This window comes from Sphingomonas endophytica, from assembly GCF_014199415.1.
Lineage (GTDB): Bacteria > Pseudomonadota > Alphaproteobacteria > Sphingomonadales > Sphingomonadaceae > Sphingomonas > Sphingomonas endophytica.
Window position 1 is genome coordinate 509,201 of record NZ_JACIJN010000002.1, and the last position, 20,692, is coordinate 529,892.

At 67.5% G+C, this 20,692-nt stretch carries 14 protein-coding genes and 1 pseudogene; 3 read left to right on the top strand and 12 right to left on the bottom strand.

All coding sequences use genetic code 11. From position 1 onward, the window contains the following. Positions 1 to 2: 2 nt before the first annotated feature. From FHS97_RS05175 to FHS97_RS05185, 3 genes are all read right to left on the bottom strand, one after another. Positions 3 to 1,091: a FecR domain-containing protein gene (locus tag FHS97_RS05175; RefSeq protein WP_184033975.1), complete on the bottom strand. Its 1,089-nt coding sequence runs from the start codon at positions 1,089 to 1,091 to the stop codon at positions 3 to 5. Next, the gene (locus tag FHS97_RS05180; protein ID WP_184033978.1) at positions 1,088 to 1,609 is read right to left on the bottom strand and encodes a sigma-70 family RNA polymerase sigma factor; all 522 of its coding nucleotides are present in this window, start codon (positions 1,607 to 1,609) and stop codon (positions 1,088 to 1,090) included. Before FHS97_RS05180 ends, FHS97_RS05175 begins: the two co-directional genes overlap by 4 nt. Positions 1,610 to 1,874: 265 nt before the next feature. Next, a complete protein-coding gene (locus FHS97_RS05185; RefSeq protein ID WP_184033981.1) occupies positions 1,875 to 2,612 on the bottom strand; it encodes a hypothetical protein in 738 nt (245 codons plus the stop codon). Between the two features lie 655 nt (positions 2,613 to 3,267). Between FHS97_RS05185 and FHS97_RS05190 the strand changes: the two genes are divergently transcribed. Then, positions 3,268 to 5,994, top strand: coding sequence for a TonB-dependent receptor (locus tag FHS97_RS05190; protein ID WP_184033984.1), 2,727 nt, complete (start codon positions 3,268 to 3,270; stop codon positions 5,992 to 5,994). 130 nt (positions 5,995 to 6,124) lie between these two features. Here FHS97_RS05190 and FHS97_RS05195 read toward each other — a convergent pair whose 3' ends face one another. The 6 genes and pseudogenes from FHS97_RS05195 to FHS97_RS05215 all read right to left on the bottom strand — a co-directional run bounded on the left by FHS97_RS05195 (position 6,125) and on the right by FHS97_RS05215 (position 12,468). Then, positions 6,125 to 6,772 (bottom strand): TadE/TadG family type IV pilus assembly protein, encoded by a 648-nt coding sequence (locus tag FHS97_RS05195; RefSeq protein WP_184033986.1) that lies wholly within the window; start codon positions 6,770 to 6,772, stop codon positions 6,125 to 6,127. Then, positions 6,763 to 7,347, bottom strand: a complete 585-nt coding sequence (locus FHS97_RS05200; RefSeq protein WP_184033989.1) for a TadE/TadG family type IV pilus assembly protein — start codon at positions 7,345 to 7,347, stop codon at positions 6,763 to 6,765. The genes FHS97_RS05195 and FHS97_RS05200 overlap by 10 nt, the downstream gene beginning before the upstream one ends. Further along, positions 7,347 to 9,131 (bottom strand): hypothetical protein, encoded by a 1,785-nt coding sequence (locus tag FHS97_RS05205; RefSeq protein ID WP_246346448.1) that lies wholly within the window; start codon positions 9,129 to 9,131, stop codon positions 7,347 to 7,349. The genes FHS97_RS05200 and FHS97_RS05205 overlap by 1 nt, the downstream gene beginning before the upstream one ends. After that, positions 9,132 to 9,302 (bottom strand): annotated as a pseudogene (locus tag FHS97_RS17755) (TadE/TadG family type IV pilus assembly protein); the annotation flags it as partial. A 313-nt stretch (positions 9,303 to 9,615) separates the two neighbouring features. Then, positions 9,616 to 10,866, bottom strand: a complete 1,251-nt coding sequence (locus FHS97_RS05210; protein ID WP_246346449.1) for a DUF2254 domain-containing protein — start codon at positions 10,864 to 10,866, stop codon at positions 9,616 to 9,618. A gap of 576 nt (positions 10,867 to 11,442) precedes the next feature. Next, complete coding sequence (locus FHS97_RS05215) at positions 11,443 to 12,468, bottom strand: c-type cytochrome (protein ID WP_184033995.1); 1,026 nt, start codon at positions 12,466 to 12,468, stop codon at positions 11,443 to 11,445. Between the two features lie 399 nt (positions 12,469 to 12,867). Between FHS97_RS05215 and FHS97_RS05220 the strand changes: the two genes are divergently transcribed. Continuing rightward, complete coding sequence (locus FHS97_RS05220) at positions 12,868 to 13,845, top strand: hypothetical protein (protein ID WP_184033998.1); 978 nt, start codon at positions 12,868 to 12,870, stop codon at positions 13,843 to 13,845. A gap of 18 nt (positions 13,846 to 13,863) precedes the next feature. On the opposite strand, the gene FHS97_RS05225 is transcribed toward FHS97_RS05220, so the two are convergent. Then, positions 13,864 to 16,026 carry a glutaminase family protein gene (locus FHS97_RS05225; RefSeq protein ID WP_184034001.1) on the bottom strand — a complete coding sequence of 721 codons (2,163 nt, stop codon included), beginning with the start codon at positions 16,024 to 16,026 and terminating at the stop codon, positions 13,864 to 13,866. A gap of 103 nt (positions 16,027 to 16,129) precedes the next feature. Between FHS97_RS05225 and FHS97_RS05230 the strand changes: the two genes are divergently transcribed. Further along, positions 16,130 to 18,472, top strand: a complete 2,343-nt coding sequence (locus tag FHS97_RS05230; protein ID WP_246346450.1) for a GH92 family glycosyl hydrolase — start codon at positions 16,130 to 16,132, stop codon at positions 18,470 to 18,472. Between the two features lie 90 nt (positions 18,473 to 18,562). Here the strand turns inward: FHS97_RS05230 and FHS97_RS05235 are convergent, their stop codons facing one another. Further along, positions 18,563 to 19,972, bottom strand: a complete 1,410-nt coding sequence (locus tag FHS97_RS05235) for a glycoside hydrolase family 125 protein (protein WP_246346451.1) — start codon at positions 19,970 to 19,972, stop codon at positions 18,563 to 18,565. A gap of 17 nt (positions 19,973 to 19,989) precedes the next feature. Next, the coding region (locus tag FHS97_RS05240) for a GH92 family glycosyl hydrolase (protein WP_184034007.1) at positions 19,990 to 20,692 on the bottom strand (703 nt) is incomplete at its 5' end.

The window sequence follows — 20,692 nt, forward strand, 5'->3', positions numbered from 1 at the left end:
CCTCAGCGCAGGGCGGAACTTTTTTGCGATCCTGTCGCGAGCGGCGCATTTTGCGCGGAATTGGTATGGTCGTCGCGGCGCAGCGTCAGCAGGATGTCGCGGTCCGTCGCGACCGCCTTCACCGGAAAGGCCGCGACCACGCCCTGCACGAACGCGTCGGTGTCGCCGGTGTTGAACACGCCGCTGATCCGCACGTCGGCGGCCTGTGGCGCGACGGCGATCGGCTTGCCGACATTGTAGCGGTTCACGCGCTGGACCGCGACGGTCAGCGGCTCGCTGGCGAACGACAATTGCCCGCCGCCCGGTCGATCGCCGCTCGCGGCGGCGCGCAGCACCGCATCCGGGGCGTCGTCGGAGAGGATCAGCTCGCGACCGGGGGTCAACGCCTGTTCCGCCGGCTGGCGCGCGCCGGCGACCCGCGCCAGCTGCGCCGCCGGACCGCCACCGCGATCGCGCAGCACCGCGACATGCCCCTCGTACAACGCGACGCGCACCTCGCGCGACAGCCGCTCGACCGAGAAAGCGGTGCCGACCGCCACCACCACGCTGCTGCCGCTGGTCACCGCGAACGGGCGCAGCGGATTCCTCGCGACCTTGAAACTGGCGCGCCCGCGTTCGAGCGTCAGGTCGCGCCGATCGTCGCTAAACCGCACGCGCACCGCGCTGTCGGCATCCAGCACCATCGTCGATCCGTCGGCGAGCACCACGGCGCGCTGTTCGCCGACGCGGGTTTCGTACAGCGTCGCGCGATCGCGCAACAGCAGCGTGACGCCGATCGCCAGCAGCAACGCCGCCGCGACCGCCAGCCATGGCGCGACGCGCCCGCGCGGCGGGGTCCAGCGCCGCCGGCCCGCCGCCTGCACCGCCGCCAGCGCCTGTTGCCGCAGCGGCAGCAGCTCGGGCGCATGCGCGTCGAGCGCGATCCCGTCCCACAGCCGCCGCACGCGGGTAAAGCGTTCGCGATGCACCGGGTCCTGTGCCAGCCACGCGTCGAGCGCCTGCTGCTCGGCGGGGGTCGGCTCGCCCTCGTGGAGCCGCAGGCACCAGGCGATGGCCCGATCCTCGATCTCCTGTTTGCGCTCGGTGCTCATCGTTCGCCTCCCGCATCGCGCAGCAAGGTTCGCATCGCGGTGGCGATATGCTTCTCCACCGCGCTGACGGAGATGCCGAACGTCTCGGCGATCCCCTTCCGCGGCATTCCTTCGAGGCGGTACAGGATGAAGATGTGGCGGGTCCGTTCGGGAAGGGTGTTGAGCACCGCGGCGACGCGGCCGACGCTCTCGCGCGCCTCGAGCAGCCGCGCGGCGTCGAGCTGGTCGACGTCGGCCTCGCGCGCCGGATCGTCGTGGCGGTGGAAGCGCGAGCGGACCGTTTCGCGACGGTAATGGTCGTTGACCAGATTGGCGGCGATGCGGAAGATATAGGCTTCGGGATTGTCGACGACATGCGGCGGTCCGGCGGCGAGCCGGCAGAACAGGTCCTGCGTCAGATCCTCGGCCTGGGACGGATCGCGCAGCCGCCGCTGGAAGAACGCGAGCAACGCCGGGCGCAGCCGGCCGGACAGCGCCAGCAGGTCGCCGGACAAGGCATTCGGTTGGTGTTGCTCCATTCCCACCCTGCGTAGACGGGCGAGCGGCCGAAAGACACAGTCCCGTTCGTGCGATTTTCTTGCGCATGAAGCAGGTTAAGCGTGCGGGGAGCGGAAAGGCCCGGGCGAGATGGACCCGCGGCACGGCCCGCCGCGGCGACCGCAGATGTCTCGCAACGGGTCCGGGCAACCAAGTCACCGCCACTCAGCTTGCCGGGCTGACGCTGCGCCATCCGCTGCCGACCGCCGCGGGCTCGCGCCGGAGAACGCCCGACCCGCGCCGCGGTTACGACCCGGAAGCCGGCGTCGGCGCGGGGTCGGGCGCGGCATTCTCCCCGGGCACGGTGCTCACGGGGGGTGTGATCGCAGGAGGTTCGATCGCGGGCGGCGCGACCGTAGGGGGCGGGACCGCCACGACGGGGATGGCCGGCGCGACCGCTGTCGGGGCGGGGTGATAATGCGCCCGCCAGGTTTCGAACGCCGCGTAGAAGTCGACGAACGGCCGGTCGAGCCGAAGCAGCGCCGCGCGCGCGAAGGCCGGCAGCGCGTCGTCGGCGACCTGACCGACCTGCGCTATCTCCGCGCGCGCGGCCGCGCAAAAGCCTGCGCGCATCGCCGGCTGCGCGTAGAAATTGTAGATACGCGTCTGATCGTCGTCATACACGCGCTGCCAGTCGATCCAGCCGGGCGCCTGCCATTCCACGAGGTAGGTCTGATAATAGCGGTCGATCGCGGCGGCGTGAGTCTTGATCCACGCGTTATAGCCATCGACGATCCCGCCGCCCTCCAGATCGCAGCCGAGCGCCGCCACGTTCAGCGCGTTGCGCAGATGCCAGACCGCGGCGGCATCGGTGTTGTTGAGATTGGGCGTGAAATAATTGCCGTCCTCGAGCTTCGCCGGGATCTTCATGCCGACATAGCCACCCGCCGGCATCGCCGGGGGCGGCGGCGCGACCGGGACGACCGGGGGCGGAGGCGGGGGCGGCGCGGGTGGCGTGGCGCAGCCGGGCAGCGTGAGCGCCAAACCTCCTAACAAGCCCCAGCCCAGTTTCGTGCGTATCGTCATCATTCGCCCAGGTCCGTCGTCGCTACGCCTTTAACCCGTAGCGGCCGCGTATGAAAAGACCGGCGCGCCTTGCCGTTCCGCGCGCGGTCGGTCGATCGTGGCGCCGGGCGTCCGGGCGCGATCCGCGCCGCAGCTGCCACTCAGCCCGGATGGAAGGCCATCTGCATGCCCGCCGAATGCGCGACGTGCATCAGCACCGGGTTGGTGGATGCCGCCGCCCATTGCGCGGCGGTGAGCTCATCAGGTGAGCGTGTCGCCGGCGGCGCTGCGGCGCGGCGCAGCGGTCACATCGCGTGCTGCGCTGTCCATGACGGGCGCGCATCCGCGCCGTCTCGCGCTTGCGATCAGCCGGCCCGACGGCGCGAAGGCGCGATGCAAGCGGTGCGTATCTCCACCATGAAGGGGTGATCGGTGGAGCAGCGCTTGGCTCCGCCGACCGCGCAGACAGATTGGCGGCAGCGCCGGGTTCATCACTTCCGCCTCGGTTGCCGAACGTGGTGCCCCCAGAAATTATAATATCTTTCAAATCGTTATTAACACAGGAAAGTGGCGGGGCAGCACCTAGCTTGTAGAGGCACGTCTCAAAGATCGACTGGTTTCCAGGGAGAGTGACGTGAGGCAGTGGCTTATTGCGACCGTGTCGGCGGGCGCGTTCTTCGCCGCGACGAACGCGGCGGCGCAGAGCGAGGCACCGAAGCCCGAGACGGCGGCGGACACCGCTGCCAACCCCGCCACGCCCGGCGACGCGATCCAAGACGACGCGCCCACCGACGATGTCGTGGTCACGGGCTTGCGTCGTAGTCTGCAATCGGCGCAGAACATCAAGCGCAATGCCGAGGGGATCGTCGACTCGATCGTCGCGGAGGACATCGGCAAGCTGCCTGACGTCACGGCCTCCGCCGCACTGGCGCGGGTGACCGGCGTGCAGGTGACCCGCGCCGCCGGTGAGGCGGCCGGCGTGCAGATCCGCGGGCTCCCGGATATCTCCACAACCTACAACGGGCGGGAGATTTTCACCGCCGAGAACCGCTTTGTTGCGATCCAGGATTTCCCGGCTGGCGCCGTTCAGGCGCTTGAGGTCTACAAATCGTCGACGGCCAATCTGATCGAGGGCGGGATCGGCGGGCAGGTGAATGTCCGGTCGCGGCGACCGTTCGACTTCGACGGTTTCCAGCTTTCCGGTTCGCTGAACGGCGTGCATTGGGAGCAGAGCCAGCGGCTCGACTATAACGGCAACCTTCTCGTCACCGACCGCTGGGATACCGGCATCGGCGAGATCGGCGTGCTCGTCAACGCCGCGATCTCGAACATCGACTATCTCGACGCCACGCGCGAGGTCGACCGCTTCGTCACCCCGGAGCCCGGCGCGCCCGCCGACGCGGCAGGGTTCACACGGCCGAACGGCCAGGGCATCTTCTATGGCAGCGGCAACCGCTGGCGCCCGTCGGTCAATGCGGCGGTGCAGTGGCGTCCCGCGAGCAATCTCGAATTCTATGTGGATGGTCTGTTTCAGGGCTATCGCGCCGAGGATCGCAACCACTGGCTGTTCGTGCCCACGTTCGGCGACGGTGCGCAATACAGCAACGTGGTGCTGCGCAACGGCAGCAATTCGGTGCAGAGCATGACCGTTACCGGCGCCTCGACGCCGGACGGCTATGACGCCTTCACGAAGGCGCGTACCGATACCTATCAACTCGCCGGCGGTGCGATCTGGACGGCGGGCCGGCTGAAGCTGACCGGCGATGTCGCCTATACCGACAGCACGTATACGCAGCAGAGCGCGAACATCGATTACGCCTTCACCAGATCGCCGACGCGCAACGTCGATTTCGACATCGCGCGCGGGCAGGGCGGCGGCGTGTTCGACTTCGTGGATTTCGACGCGTCCGATCCCAACAATTATGCGCTCCGCGGGCTGTTCGACGCCAATTTCCGCGCCACCGGCAAGGACTGGCAGGCGCGGCTCGACGCCGAATACGACATGGGTCTCGATTTCCTGCCCAAGCTGCAGGCCGGCGTCCGTTTCAACACGCGCGACGCGGCTCGCTACAACGGGCAGCGCTATGCCGGGTTGATCCAGACCGGGCTGACCTATCCCGACCTGCCGGTCCAGATCGGTCCGATCACACGCGGCTTCCGGTTCGACAACGACCAGCCGGTCACCGTCTTTCCGGGTGCGACCTTCGACAGCGTGTACGACAATCGCGACGCGCTGCGCGCGATCGCCGGTTTCGGGGCGGGCAACCCGGCGTTCAACGATCAGGAGACGTTTACCGCGTCCGAACGCTCGTGGGCGGGCTATGCGCAGGCGAAATACGCCTTCGACATCGGTCTTCCGATCGAAGGCAATCTGGGCCTGCGCGTCATCAACACGCGCACGCAGGTACAAGGCAATTCCTACGACGCGACCAGCGACACGTTCACGCCGGTCGCGCAGACGAACCGCTACACCGACTATCTGCCCAATGCCAACCTGCGGGCGACGCTTGCCAACAACCTTCAACTGCGGCTTGCCTTCACGCAGACCCGCACGCGGCCGAACTTCATCGATCTGAACCCGTCCAGCAACGTCGGGACGGTGCCGACCGCCTGTTCGACCGAGGGCGTCGATACGGTCAATTGCTTCGTGCCGGTGACGTCGGGCAACCCGAACCTGAGTCCGCTGCGTTCCAACAACTACGATCTGTCGCTGGAATATTATTACGCTACCACGGGATCACTGACCGCGGGCGTGTTCCGTCGCGACGTCAACAACTTCATCTTCCGCAGCACCACCAACATCGAGATCGCCGACGCGCCGGACCGCCGCGTCAACTCGCCGAGCAACGGCGGCAAGGGGCGGGTGCAGGGCGCGGAGGTTGCGTTCACCGGCTTCCTCGACATCGGCAGCCTGCCCGAATGGGCGCGCGGTTTCGGCATGCAGGCCAATTACACCTATCTCGACGCCGCGACGGAACTGGCACCGGAGTTCCGCGACCGGCTGCCGGGCCAGCAGCCGTTCCCCGGCGTGTCGAAACACTCCTTCAACCTGGTCGGGCTGTACGAGCGCCCGGTGTTCTCGGCACGGCTGGCGTATAACTGGCGCTCGCGCTTCGCGACCGAATATCAGGACCTGCAAGCCGGCTTCCTCTCCCCGCTGTACCAGAAGTCGCTGGGCGTCATGGACTTCTCGACCACCGTCACGCCGGTCCCCAACGTGACGATCGCCTTCGACCTGCTGAACGTGCTGGGCACACCCGTTCGCAACGAGCGGGCTTATAATTCCGCCGGGGACAGCTATCCGTTCCAGGTCCGGTACATCGAGCGTACCTACTCGCTCGGCGTGCGCTTCCGCTTCTGAGCCGGGCGCCGGTGGCGGCGCTTGCCGCCACCCCGCAGCGCCGGGGTGCCGATCCGCACGCCCCGACGATCAACGGCGCGCCGGCGGTGTCGAGCGTCGGCTGGTAAGCGCCACCGCAGTCCTGCAAATCCTAGCAGGTGGAGACGTCGACATCCGCCCCGTTGTCGACCTTGGTCAGGTCGCGCTCTACCCGCGCCGGCATGGCGGCGATCTCGATGATCAGCGGCGCGGAGATCACGCGCAGGAAGGTGAGCGGCTCTCTCCGGTACGCGACCTCCACAAACATCGCGGGCCGGTTGGCGGCGGCCTGGACCGGAGCACCCGCCGGACCCATGCCGGGGAAGAAGGTATTCTCGGCACCAGCTCCTTCGAACCCGTATGACGACCCATGCTCGAGCCCACCGCGACAGCGCTGCCAGTGGATCCACTGGCCCTTCTTGGCATTCTGTTCCAGGCTGGACAGGATGATGCGGCCGCGGCGGGTGAAGTCGAGACCGTTGCTCATCACCGTGCCCCCGAGCAACACGTCATTGATCTGCGCCTCGGTCAGCCGTTGCGGCCCTGACAGATTGACGCTGCCCAGCCGCCCGGCATTGTCGGCGACCTGAAGCGCGATCTGGCTCAGGCGCTGCTTCTGCAGTGCATAGTCGCAAAGCTCGGCCAGTCCGAGGACCATCAGCAGGAACAGCGGCAACGCCAGCGCCAGCTCGATCATCGCGATGGCGGTGCGGTCGGCGAGCAGCTGCCGGGGGTTCGTCCGGAGACCCGTCACGGGCACGTCCGTTCGATCACCGACGCCTGCTGGTCGAAGGGCTGGTTGCGAAACGCCGTCCTCGCGGTGATCGGACGCTCCTGCCGGAGCGGATTGATGGCGATCGGCAGCAGGCGCGCATGGTGGACGATCGCGGTGTACACCACCACGTCGCGGGCGTTGCCGTCGCTGTCGGCGGAGACGCCCTGTTCGTCCCAGCGGCCGTTGTTGTTCAGATCTTCGTAGGTTTCGGGGAAGTCGCACCGCCCATTGGCGTTGATGTCGTGGAACGGTTCGAAGGGCGCCTCCACCTCGGCGTAATCACGGAAGGCACGTCGGGTGAAATCCACCGTTGCGGCCGGTGCCAGCTGGTGCACCATGTCACGCACGCGATTTTCGATCAGCGCCCGCTGCGTCAGGTCGCTGGCCGTCTCCAGCGTGCGGCTGCGGCTGGCGCGTTGCATTTCGCCCTCGATAACCGCGCGCAGATAGGCGGCATAGCCCAGTTCGAGACCGCTGCAGATGAGGATCAGCAACACCGGAGCAGCGAGCGCGAATTCGACGGCGATCGCGCCGGTCCGGTCGAGAAGCAGGCGCCGCATCAGCGCACCAGCCGCAAATGCGAGATACGCTTGGCGATGTCGGAGAATGCCGTTTCCAGCTCGAGCGCGCTTTTTGCCTCGAAGGCATGACCTTGCGCCGCGCACCCGTCGAGCAGCGGGGTGAGCGACGTTCCGAAGGCAATGACCCACACGGTGATGCCCTTCGCCTTGGCGACGAGGCACAGACTGGCAAGCCGCTTCTCCACCAGCGTATTCTGCTCGGCCGCGGTTGGCAGACGACCCGACGGCGTGCGCCGGCGATCCAGCGCGGAGAGGCCATAGGCATCATAGTCCGCCACATGGGTCTCGGTCTGGCCGTCGGTCATGAAGATCAGGTGCCGCGCCAGCTTGCTGCCGAGCGGTGGCTGATTTTCGCTGGCGAACAGTCCCTGCGGCGACAGGAGGCGCAATCCCCACAGGAAGCCCACGTCATGGTAGGTCAGTCCGGCCGGCTTCAGCGAAACCAGGTAGTTGCTCAACGTCGTCGCATCGATCGTGGCAAGCTTGCGCGCGTAGGTCGGACAGGCCGCGCGGACGGCGGCGTCGCTGCTCGGCGTGATGTAATTGTCGTAGGTGTGCAGAACCTCGGTCGGCGACCCCCAGCGGTCGCTCTGGATATCGTTCATGTTCCATTGTTTGCGCGAGTAGACCAGCCCCGGCAGCGCGGGGCGCCATTGCGTGCGCGCATCACCGGCGATGGGGATCGTGTCGACGTCGAGATCGTAGCCGGGTTCGGCGGTCATCGCGTCATGGTTGAGCGAGGACTGACGCTCCTCGATACAGGCATTGTCGCGCTTCCATCGAATGGTGCGCGACTGGTGATCGTTGGCGACCTGTGCGGTGAATTCGCCGCCCGCGACGTTGCCGATCCCATCCGCGCCTTTCAGGGTGGCGACGGAATATTCGATCGGCGCGTAATCCCACCAATAGCGATTTTCGTAGGTCGTCGTGCCAGCGTCGGGGTTCTTGATCTTTTTCTCTTTGCGCTTTTTGACATAGTCCTTGTAGGTGGTTTCCGTCACCGTGCAGATCCCGCCGCTCAGCCTTGCGCTCCGCTCGATATTGTTCACGATATGAACGATGACCCAGCTGGCGGTGCCATCCGCATTCTTTACCAGATCCTCCTGGCGGGTCGTATAGTTCAGCACGGTGGTGGCCGTGCATTTTTCCGAGGCGATGACCGACTGCGTCGTCGTGCTGGTGCCGCCGGTCGTGTACCAGTCACCATCGGCAACGGTGACGAACTCGGGCGCTTCCTTCGGCATCTGTTCGATTTCCCGCGCCACGCGCGACTGATATGTCCAGCGGCTGACCAGCCAGTCCGGCTTCAGCAGCGTGCCGACATTCACCGTCGACGAATAGGGGACGAAGCCGTAGCGGAGCCGTGTCTCGGACCCTTTCGACTTTTGCATGACGTCATAGAATTTCTGGACCGACGAACGCAGCGCCGCGATCCTGCTGACGGAATCGCCGGGGTTGGATTCCGCCATCGACAAGGTCGTATCCAGAACGAACATGATGTCGGCGTTGGGCAATTCCATCTGCGCGTCGCACGTCGCCTGCATGGTCATCGCCCGGAAACCGAACAGCTTCATGATGAGCAACGGTACATTGGCGGACGCGATGGCGTGGATCGTCGACGTCCCGCGCGGCTCATAGACGATCTGCGAACCGTTCGAGCCATATTGTCCCGGTCGGAAGTTCGAGAGGAAATACTGATCGGCGTCTTGCCGTGCGGCCGTGCCCCAGGATTGCGCCCCCATGCTGAGACGCCCGGCCAGCACCGCTGCGTCACACGCCTGTTGCAGCCGCGTCCGGACGAGATAGGCGCGCGCCATGTCGAACGCGCCCCCGACCATGCCGAGAAGCGGCAGCATGCTCGCGGCGCCGATCAGCAGGACATTGCCCCGCCGATCGTGCCGCAACCTGCGCACGAAAGTGAAGAAGGATGGCATCGACGTCACTTACATCACCCTTGTCGCACTCGCCGGCGGACGCCCGGCTTTCACCCCTCCGATGCGACGAGGATAATTAAATTCACGTATAACCGGGGCCTTACGGGCTGCTGGTGTAAAGAATTGCAGGGTGTCGCCGCTGGCCGGTTCACGCGTGGGCTTGCGATACACGACGATCGGCATGACGAGGTGGCCGACCGTGCATCGCTGCCCTTCTCGTGTCGAACCTCGCAGCGGAGCGTCGCCGTGGCGAACGAGCGTCCGCTTCGCGCGCCCGAACCGGAACCGGACCGGACGACCTGTCCGGACGCGGCTACCGGTTCCTAGCGGCGAAGTGGCCGTGATACATATGCTCGATGACGCTGCGATCCCGCTCGCTCGCCAGCCCCGCCTTTGCGCGCTCTGCCGCATCGAACGCCGCCTGTTCGATGAGCGGTCGGAACGGCTCGGCGTGTCGCGCCACGGCAGCAAGCGCCTTTTGAAGCCTGATGCCGACCTCGACGATCGCCGCGCCGTCGCGCGCGATCGGACGGCACCAGTCGTCGAGCAACTCGGCCATGCCGATCGCCGGGACATGTACACGGGCGGGCAAGGGCGCGTCCTCGCTTGTCCGGTGGTCGGCCAGACGCAGCATCACGCGCGCGCTCGCCTCGATCACCGCGATGGCCGTTCCGGGATCGTTGACGGCCGGCGACAGTGCGCGTGACGCGATCTCGGACAAGACCACCAGGCCGAAGCGCGGATCGTGGTCGAAGGTGCGATGGTGCGACAGGGTGAACGCCTGCCGGACCTTGTCGACCGCCGCCTTGTCGCACCCACCCGCGATCAGCGCGATCGGCCGCTCGGGCTCGACGAGCTTGCCCGGCAACGCAAGGACATGGATGTCCACGTCGATCGCCTGCGCCAGCCGCCCGAGCACCGCGACATCGACGTGCGTGACCCGCGCCATCGTCTTCGGCAGGACCGGCGTTATGCCGCGCGCATCAGGTAGCGGCGGCGCGGTGGAGAGCGTCAGCGGCACCGCGATGGTGTCGACCGCCGCCATCGCCGCCCGCTCGACCCGGTCGATCGTGTCGGACACGCGGCCGAACCGCGCGATATGCTCGATCCAGCGCAGCAGAGTGATGACGATGAAGAGGATGACGGCGATCGTGCCGACCAGAAGGATGACGCGCCCGGTTTCGCCGTACAGCCCGGTCGACAGCGCGATGATGCCGACGATGGCGAACAAAAAGCTGCCGAGGAAGGTCGCGAGCGTGTTCTGCGCCGTGCTGTCGTCGATCAGCAGCTGAACCGCGCGGGGCGTGATCGTGCTGGTCGCGCCCGAATAGGCGGACACCATCGTGGTCAGCGAGAAGGTGGTCACCGCCAGCATGCTCGACGCGAGGATCGTCAGGATGCCATCGACGGACTTCGCGCCGATCGTCGCCGCGAACTGATAGGAGATGGTGTGTCCCACCAGCGCACTTGCGAGTGCCAGTGCGACGCCGAACGCGCTGACCAGCGCCGCCCTGAACCACATCCTGCGTGTGAGCAGGCGGATGAGCCACTGCCACCGCGTCAAGACCGTTCCCCTTCGAGCGTCCAAGCATCGGCGGGCGGCGTCGGTTCCGGAGGAGGCGATCGCTCCGCGCCGGCCCGTCAGTGGCCGTCTGATTCCAGCGGCGGAGTGCGCGCTGTTCGGGCAGCAACCGGCAATCTTCAGCCCGGTATGGCGGTGCATCGGCATAGACGTGCTGCCAGCCGCCGCCCGACGCCTCGGCAAGCGCGATGGTCCTGCCGAGCTGGTCGGTGCGGCTGACAGCGATCGCATCGTCGGCGGCGTAAAGCGAAGTCCATTCGCAAAAGGTGCATCCGGCCTCGGTCAGGTGTCGACTGCTACGCTTCGACGCTCGATGCCTGCTGTCATCTGCACGACCGGTGAGGATCGCAATGCCATCGATGCAGATCCGCATTCCGTGCCACCACGTCGCGCGGCACCATCGCGAGGATGATCGCGGCCAGCGGCGTTGACGCGATCTTCGGTCCGATACGAAGCGGCTGCGCGGTCGGGCGTCAGACCAACAATGTGCCGCATCCAGGCCGCCGTGCGCAGCTCTCCTCGCTACGCCTCAGGGGGCATAACACGCGATCCACCGCGTCAGGGATCGAGTGACGCCAGATAGGCGCTGACGTTGACGATGTCCGCATCGGTGAGCCGCGCGACCACCGGCTTCATCGCCACTGCATTCTTGCCGTTGCGGGTGCCACTTTTGAAATCATACAGCTGGCGCGCCATGGCGGTGGGCGATCGGCCGGCGATACCCGGAAATTCGGCGCCGGATCCCCGCATGTCCTGGCCGTGGCACGAGGCGCAGGGAAGGGTCCGCCCGCCACCCCCGCTCGTCACCAACGCCTTGCCTTTCCTGATGCTGCCAGCGGGCACATAGGCGATGAAGCCCGACGACGGATCGCGCAACAAGGTACGCGCGAAGCTTTGCGGCACTTCGATGATCCTGGTGCCGATCGGCTCCGTCGCCCCGCTTGGGTCGACCTTCTGTACGGCATGCGCGGCGGGGTGGGTGACGGGCACGACGTTGCCCTCGACGATGCGGAGCCTCTTAACGGGTTTGATCGAATGGAAATACTCGGAGGCTTGCCGCGCATCGTCGAGCGGCAGCGCTTTCGCGATCGCCACCATCTTGGCGAGTGGCGCACCGTTGATCGATGCATGCCGATCGTCATCTCTCATGTCGGCGAGCTGCTGCATCATATACTCGACCGGCAGCCCGCGAAGGTCGCTGGTGTCGGGCTTGCCCCCGCCATCGATGAGGTGGCACTGGCCGCAGGCATTATAGGCGCCCTCCTTTCCGGCGATGACCGGCGGCGGCGGCGTTGGGTGGCGCTCCGGGAACCAGTCGATCGTCGTCCGCTGCTTGTTGATCTGGGTGAAGGTGAATGCCTGCTTGCTCCCGGGGACGGTGAACAACTTGCCCTCTTCCTTCTCGTCGTCCGGAACGCCGCTTGGGTACGGCCAGGCCGGGAAGTCCGTTCGCGCGAGCGCTGGCGGAGGGTCGAAGGTCGCCTGCTCGGCGGCGAAGGCCTGATAGGCGCGGCAGCCGATGACGCCGCAGGCGAGCGCCGCGACGACCGTGCCGTTCAGCAGGGCGGATCTGAACGAGAACATAGTGTCTGGCTTTCGCTGGATGATCGCTTGTCAGGTGCCGGAGGCGTTCGACCGCGTTGCTTTTCCTCGGCCTAGCACCCTCTTCCCGGCGCGCCTAGCATGGCTTGCCGCCTTCTACGTCGACGCTGAAGCGCTCGTCGCTTTCGGCCCTTGCGCTTCTGTTCGTCCACCGCGCCAGGGATCGCAGCCATGTCGGGCAGCCAGTGGCCCGCGGCGTCCGCTCTTGCGGAGCGCGGCTGGTCGGTATCGGGCCGTTCGCAAAGGAGACCGGCGCTTGCCCTCCCGGCGTGCAGGGGTTTGTTGTCGGTCGTGATATCGGGCAGGTATCGCGAAAACAGTGGCGCGCTGTCGGCCGGATGGCACCTGCAGGCTGCGCGACAGACAGTCAGGAGGCCATGGATGCTGCTCACGATGATCGCCTTGCAAGCCGCTGCGATCGCCCCCGGGACATCCCGGCGATACGTAGAAGCCGCACGATCGGCCTGCGCCGCGCCGGTCGGTGAGCGTCCCACCCTTCGATCAATCAAAGTCGATCGGCTTACGGCATCGCCGGGAGATCTGCCCGCGCTCCGCGTGACCGACCAGCGGAGTGGGGGCTGGCTGCTCGTCTACTACGACGCCGGAGGCGAAGGGGCGGCGTATGCGCGTGCCGCCTGCCTCGGTGTTCAGATGAGGCTCCTCGCGCGCGCGCTTGGCGCACCCAGGCTGCCCCGGCAGTGGTTCTCGACCGTCTTCACGACCGATCCCGACTATGTCGCGCCGGCGCAGCAGGTCGTCACGCGCTGGAAGATACCGCTGGAAGCGGATGGACGCTTTGCGGCCCAGACCCAGCCGATGCTCCTGCTGACCCTGCCGCACGAGCAGGTGCATAGTTTCCAGAGCCGTGCCGGAGCGCACCTGCCACGCTGGCTGGAGGAAGGACATGCCGAGTGGATCGGTCACAAGGTCGCGGCGCTTCTGTCGCCGCCGGCAGAGGAGGCGGAGGAGCAACGGTCCCGTCGGTCGCTGATGGCTCACCCGCTGCCCGTACATCTGGGAAGCTGGGGCGCCATCCGCGTCCGGCGCGAGGCGATCATGCGGCAAGTACCGGAAGAGGAGCGCCGCAAGATGGAAGCGGACCCTGCGTACACCGCACCGCTCTCCGGCCGCAGCTTTTCCTTCGGTCCCGCCGATATGACCAGCGACGAAAGCAATCTGGACCTGCGGTACGCAGCCGCCTGGCAGCTGTTCCGGGACCTTGAGGCGGAGCACGGCAAGAGCGCCGTGCAGAGCTGGGTCGACGATCTGACCAAAACCTCGGGCAGCATCGATAATGCGATGGCCGTACGCACGGCGGACGCGGTTCTGCACGAGCAGCTAAGCCAGCGCCTCGACTGAACCACGCCGCCGTGCGGCTCACTTCGCGGCGCGTGCCGCCCATTTGCCCCACAGCGCCGGGTCGTCGAGCATCTTGATGTACACGCCACCGACCACCGCCCGCGCCTGGAAGCCGACCTGCGCGCCGTCGGTGGTCTCGTACCAGTCGCTCAGCGGCACCCGTGTCGGCGTCTCCTGCATGTAGCGGTGGAGCGGCGCGACCAGCGCCGCGAACGTGGCGCGATCGTCGGCGAGCGTGGCGCTCCACGTGATCCAGTCGAGCTTGGTGTACGTCTTGCGGCTGTCGAGCGGCAGGCCGTACTTGCCCTGGTGACGCTGGTAAAAAGCCAGTTCGCTGCGCCGGAGCGACGCCGGAAACAGCCCGCGGCCTAGCACCTTGTCCCAGACGAGATTGTATTTCTGGCTCCACGTGCCCGGCTGGTCGAACGCGAGCCTGGTATGGTCGCCATCGGCCGCCATCACCTGCCAGCGCGCGGCCATCTGCCGGGCGGTGGTGCGATAGCGCGTGGCCTCCTGCTTCTTGCCGAGCAGCCGTGCCAGCTCGGCATAGGCATCGAGCGCGCTAATCGCCTTGATCGAAAGGTTGGTATTGTGCGCGAGGTGTCCGGCGAAATCGTCGGTGCTGAGCTGGTTCTCGGGGTCGAGCCCCTTGTCGCGCAGGAACTCGGCCCATTTCGTCAGCAGCGGCCAGTAGCGCTGGGCGAAGTCGGCGTTCCCCTGCACCTTGGCGAGCGCGCCGATCATCAGCAGCATGTTGCCGCTCTCCTCGACCGGCATCTGGTCGTCCTCGCTGCGCTCCCCGCCGCCATAGACCTGCCCGTTGGCCTGCGGATAGGTGCCGATATCGTGCGGCGCGAACGGGAAGCGCCAGCGCGGCATGGTCGCGTAATCGAGGATCGGGCGGAGCTGCGCCTCGAGCAGGCGCGGGTTGAGGAGCAGGTAGAAGGGCGAGGTAGGGTAGGTGATGTCGACCGTCGCGATGCAGCCGTTGCTGAAATTTTCCTTGGAAAAATAGAGCGGGGTGCCGTCGATGTCGGCGACCAGCTTGTGCGCGGCGAGCGTCTGGCGATAGGCCAGCACCGCCAGCTCGGCATAGGCGCGGCCGCCGGCGCGCTCGAGGTCGGCGGTCAGCTCGCGGTCGAAGGCGGCGGCGCGCGCGCGCAGCGCCGGCTCGTCGCGTTCGGCGCGCTCGAGCAGCTGCGCCATCGTCATGCCGTCGCGGCGCCAGTAAGCGGGCAGGCGGCGCTTGAAATATTCGATCGAGTCGATGTCGTCATAGGCGAGCATCGCGCGGCGCGTCACCGGCGCGGCGCCGACGTTGCCGAGATCGAAGCGCGCCGCCAGCAGCGGGCGATTCTGATGCGCCAGCCGCGGCATGGCGAGATCGTCGGGCACCGGCGCGGTGCCGTCGCGGAAGGCGACGCGCTCGCCCTCGCCGATCGTCGCGCTGGTCGTGCCGGGCTGCTGCGGCACCGCGAGCTGTGCCCAGCCCCAGTCGATCCGCACATTGTCGCCGACCTTCTGCAACACCTGCTGCGACGTGGTGCCGACGCGCAGCACCGCCATGTCGCCGACACGGCTGCTGCCCCACACCACCTGTTGCTGGTCGTCGTTGACCGCAAGCTGCGCGCTGGCGTCGACATAGACCTGCACCGCATGCGCGCGCCCGTCGGTCGTGCGCACCGTCCAGCTGAGATAGGTGATCGGGCGCGAGACGAGATCGAGGTCGTCGGGCAGCGCGGGCGAGAGGAAGGTGGCGGTGAGGTGCACGCCGCCGCCCTCGAACTCGTAGCTGGTGCGGGTCGGGGTGAGCGCGCGCGACAGTTGGGTCATCGTGTCGCCGCGGCCACCGCCCATGAAGCGCAGCGCCTTGCCGTCGACGCGAACCCAGCCGCTGATCTGCTGCTCGCTGCCGGTCCAGTGCCGGGTCGGCGCATCGTTGAGCTTGTCGGTGAGGCTCCACAGGCTGAAATAAGGGTCGTGCGCGACCAGCGGGGTGGCGGGGGTGCGCACGGTGACCGGCGCCTGCGCGCACAGCGGCGCGGCCGCCGACGCGGCGAGCAGGCACGCAAGCGCGCGCACGGCGGCGCGGGGAGACCGCGCGACCGGCCTGTCGAGATGCACTGCCGAGAGCTGACGCGCGCCTGAACGCTTGCCGGCCGGACAGAAGGACCGCGCCATCTGCATTTCCCCTCCACATTCTTATCGACAACCAAATTGGCATATTAATACAGTGTGTTACAAGGCCGCGATAATAAACGTCCGGCAGCGCAGGAGAGTAGGGATGCGGCGGCTCGCAACGAAGTGCATGGGCGCGGTGGCGCTCGCGGCCCTGAGCGGGAGCGGCGGCTATGGTCAGCAGACCAGCCCGTCCGGCGTCGACCTCGCCGATCCGCGCGTCGGCACCGCGCCGCTCGACCGCCCCGTGCTCATCGGCAACGCACCGCCGCCGGGCGAGCCGACCTATTCGGGCATCACCTCGCCCGGCGCGCGATTGCCGCACAGCGCGGTCGAGGCGGCGCCGGTCAACGTCAACGTGCCGCTCACCTATCCCACCGGCGTGGCGACGCCTTATTACTACAGCAACCCGACGATGATCGGCTTCACCGCGGGCGGCGGGCCGACCTATGGCGGGCGCGCGCAGCCTTTCGTCATGCCCGTGGTGGGCGACTGGACGATCCCGCCGGCCTCGACCCAGGCCTATTACGACAAGGCGAAGGAGGTGGCGTCGCCGGGCTATTACGCCGCCGACCTCACCAGCATCGGCGTCAAGGCCGAGCTGACCGCGACGCGCGCCACCGGGCTGATGCGCTTCACCTTCCCGGCCACCGAGCGCGCGCACCTGATCCTCAACCTCAACCGCCGCGGCGGCGCGATCGAGGTGGTCGACGACCGGACCGTGCGCGGCGCCGCGAGCGCCAACGACGATCACGACGCGCGCGACGGCCGCTATTTCGTCGCGGTCTTCTCCAAGCCGTTCAAGCGTTTCGGCACGTTCCGCAAGTCACCCGGCGATCATCAGGGCTATGGCATCGGCGGCGCGGACGTGATGCCCGACGCGCGCGCGATCGAGGGCGGGTTCGCCGGGGCCTATGCCGATTTCACCACCCGCGACGGCGAGCAGGTGCTTGTCAAGATCGCGCACGGCGCCAGCTATGCCGACGCCGAGGCGCGGCTGCGCGCCGAGAGCCCGGGCTGGGACTTCGACGCGATGCGCGGCGCGGCGCGGACGGCGTGGTCGGCGCTGCTCGACCGCGTCCAGGTGAGCGGCGGCAGCGAGAAGCAGCGACGGCTGTTTTATTCCACCCTGTTCCAGTCCTTCGCGAGCCCGCGGCTGATCGCGCGCAAGGGCGAGCGGTTCGCGGACAGCAACGGTACCGTCCAGACCGCGACGCACGACCGTTACGGTCCGGTGCCGTTCTGGGATACCGGGCGTAACCAGATCGTGCTGCTCGAACTGCTCGAACCCACGGTCGTGCAGGACATCATGGCCTCCGAGCTCGACATGGCGCGCGAGCGCGGCTTCATGAACACCTCTTTCCACGGCGACAATGCGGTGTTCCTGTATCTCGGCGCGCTGCGGCGCGGCATTCCGTTCGATTATGCGGCAGCCTATGCGTTCATGCGCAAGAACGCGACCGATCCCGCCGGGCCGCGCGGCTATCTCGCCGAGTACATGCGGCGCGGGTGGATCTCGGACGAGGTGCCGGCGGGCAATCCCAGCCCGCCCTATGCGGGCGGCAAGGCCGGGGCGGCGACCACGCTTGAATATGCCTGGGACGACCACGCCATGGCCGAGCTGGCCGAGCGGCTCGGGCATCGCGACGACGCCGCGCTGTTCCGCCGCCGCGCCGCCAACTGGCGCAACGTGTTCGACAAGCGTGCCGGCTTCATCCGCGGACGTTCCGAAGACGGCGCGTGGATCGCGCCCTTCGACCCGCAGGAGCCCTATTACAATTTCATGATGAAGGAGGCGTCGGGCTGGTCGACGCTGTGGCTGGTGCCGCATGACGTCGGCGGGCTTGCCGGCGCGCTCGGCGGCCGCGCCGCGTTCAACGCCAAGCTCGACCGCTTCTTTGCCACTCCCTATACGCCGAAGGGCATCTGCCGTGACTGTACCGGCATGATCGGCCAATATGTCCAAGGCAACCAGCCCGACCAGCACGCGCCCTTCCTCTATGCGTGGGGCGGGCAGCCGTGGAAGACGCAGGCGCTGAGCCGCCGCATCCTCGATACGCTCTACGGCAGCGACGCTTCGGGCTTCGGCTATCCCGGCATGGACGACCAGGGGGCGACCTCGTCGTGGTACGCGCTGGCGGCGCTCGGCTTCTACCCGGTCGATCCGTCGAGCGACGTCTATATGCTGGCGAGCCCGGTGTTCGATCGCGCCGCCATCACGCTCGGCAACGGCAAGGTGCTGGAGATCGTGGCGAAGGGCAACGGCGCGGCGAACCCGTACATTCAATCGGCCATGCTCAACGGTCGACCTTGGACCAAGGCATGGTTCCGGCACGACGACATCAAGGATGGCGCACGGCTCGAGCTGGTGATGGGCGCGACGCCCAACAAGGCGTGGGGAAGCGCCCCCGCGGACGCCCCGCCGACGCTCACGCCGATGCCGCGGTAGCGCGTAGGGGGCGTGAGCGGGGCGGACGTCCCGCCCGGTGCTCCGCTTGCGGCGCACTGGGCAGGGGGCGTGCCGGCCCGTCCGACGCCGTCAAAGCGGGGCGGCGAGCAGTGCGGGGCGACGCCGTTCGAGGTCGAGGATCAGGTCGCCGAACAGCCCGTTGGCCCAGGCGAACCACGGCCGGGTAAACGTCGCCGGATCGTTCTTGTGGAAGCTTTCGTGCATGAAGCCGGTTCCGGCGTGCGTCGCCTTCAGCCAGCGCAGGCACTGGCGGATCTGCGCGTCGTCGTCGCTGTCGAGCGCGCGGCTGACGATCGACATCGGCCAGATCATGTCCATGCCGACGTGCGGCCCGCCGATCCCCTCCGCGGCGCTGCCCTTGAAGAAATACGGATTGCGCTCGCTCCACGCCAGCGCCTGCGTGCGGCGGTAGAGCGGATCGTCGCGCCGCGCCGCGCCGAGCAGCGGCAGCGCCGAGAGGCTCGGCACGTTGGCGTCGTCCATGAAGATCGCATTGCCATAGCCGTCGACCTCATAGGCCCAGACGGCGCCGCCCTGACCATCGGGCATCGTGCCGTGCGCGGCGAGCGCGGCCTCGACCTCGCTCGCCAGCGCCTCGGCGTCGGCGGCGCTGGTGGCGTCGCCGGCGGCCTCGCGCTGGACGGTGGCGAGCATGCGCAGCGCGCTCACCGCGAATAGGTTGGACGGGATCAGGAAAGGATAGAGGCACGCGTCGTCGGACGGGCGGAACATCGAGTGGATCAGCCCGAGCTTGCGCGTCGGCGCGCCGCGCCCCGCGAACATCAGCGTCTCGGTCGGCGACAGGTTGAGCCGCTGGAAGCGGTACGGCCCGTCGTCGCTCTTGCGCTGCTGCTGGCGCAGCGTCGCCACCGCGAGCGCCATCGCGCGCTGCCAGGTGGCGTCGAACGGCGCCTTGTCGCGCGTCGCGGTCCAATAGCCGTGCGCCAGCCGCATCGGATAGCAGAGCGAGTCGATCTCCCACTTCCGCTCGGCGACGCCCGGCTTCATCTCGGTCTTGTCGTCGCGCGCGCCCAGGTTGGAGCGCGCGGTCGGGTCCTCCATGAAGGCGTTGGCATAGGGATCGATCAGGATGCAGCGCGCCTGACGCTGGATCAGCCCGTGAAAGAGCCGGCGGAGCGGCGCATCCTTCGGGGTGAGGTGCACATAGGTCTGCAACTGCGCCGAGCTGTCGCGCAGCCACAGCGCCTCGATGTCGCCGGTGATGACGAAGGCGTCGGGCTTGCCGTCGACCGTGCCGACCTTGGTGACGGTGGTGTCGAGCGTGCTCGGATAGCAATTCTCGAACAGCCAGGCGAGCTCGGGGTCGGCGATGCGGCGCTTGACCCGCGCGATCTCGGCCTCGACCGCGGCGCTCGTGAACCTGCGCTGCGCCTTGGGTGGGCGCTTGCTCGCGAACGCCTGCGCCGCGGCGGCGCGCGGCAGCGCCGCCGTGACCACCGCCGCTCCCGCGCCTGCCATCAACTCCCGCCGCGCGATCACTTCACGGCCCCGGGCGCGCTCATCGAGAAGGGCCGGTCCGCCGTGGCGGTGCCCCATTGTTTGTTGGGGGTCGAGCCCATCACGAAGCGGAGCGTCCCGCCGGCCTGCAGCGCCTCGCGCGACAGCCACGGCCTGGCATAAGGCGTGCCGTTGAGCGTCGCCGACTGGATGTAGACATTGTCGCGGCTGTTGTTCTCGGCCTCGATTGTCAGCACCTTGCCGCCGGGCATGGTGACGCTGGTGCGGCGGAACAGCGGGCTGCCGATCGCATATTGCCCCACCGTCGGCGTGACGGGGTAGAAACCGAGCGCGGAGAAGACGTACCACGCAGAGGTCTGGCCATTGTCCTCGTCGCCCGGATAGCCGTCGGGCGCCGACGAGTAGAGCTTCCGCATCACCTCGCGCGCATGGAATTGCGCCTTCCACGGCGCGCCGGCCCAGTCGTACAGATAGATCATGTGCTGGATCGGCTGGTTGCCGTGCGCATATTGGCCCATGTCGACGATCTGCATCTCGCGGATCTCGTGGATGACCTGCCCGTAATAGCTGTCGTCGAAGACCGGCGGGGTCGAGAACACCGAGTCGAGCCTGGCCACGAACTTCCGGTCGCCGCCCATCAGGTCGATCAGGCCCTGCACGTCCTGCATCACCGACCAGCTGTAATGGATCGAATTGCCCTCGGTGAAGGCGTCACCCCAT

Bases quoted from the DNA above. Each gene is read 5' to 3' on its own strand.
- FHS97_RS05230 (WP_246346450.1), top strand. From the start codon at position 16,130: ATGCGGCGGCTCGCAACGAAGTGCATGGGCGCGGTGGCGCTCGCGGCC.
- FHS97_RS05225 (WP_184034001.1), bottom strand. From the start codon at position 16,026: ATGGCGCGGTCCTTCTGTCCGGCCGGCAAGCGTTCAGGCGCGCGTCAG.
- FHS97_RS05235 (WP_246346451.1), bottom strand. From the start codon at position 19,972: ATGGCAGGCGCGGGAGCGGCGGTGGTCACGGCGGCGCTGCCGCGCGCC.
- FHS97_RS05220 (WP_184033998.1), top strand. From the start codon at position 12,868: ATGCTGCTCACGATGATCGCCTTGCAAGCCGCTGCGATCGCCCCCGGG.
- FHS97_RS05215 (WP_184033995.1), bottom strand. From the start codon at position 12,468: ATGTTCTCGTTCAGATCCGCCCTGCTGAACGGCACGGTCGTCGCGGCG.
- FHS97_RS05200 (WP_184033989.1), bottom strand. From the start codon at position 7,347: ATGCGGCGCCTGCTTCTCGACCGGACCGGCGCGATCGCCGTCGAATTC.
- FHS97_RS05180 (WP_184033978.1), bottom strand. From the start codon at position 1,609: ATGGAGCAACACCAACCGAATGCCTTGTCCGGCGACCTGCTGGCGCTG.
- FHS97_RS05175 (WP_184033975.1), bottom strand. From the start codon at position 1,091: ATGAGCACCGAGCGCAAACAGGAGATCGAGGATCGGGCCATCGCCTGG.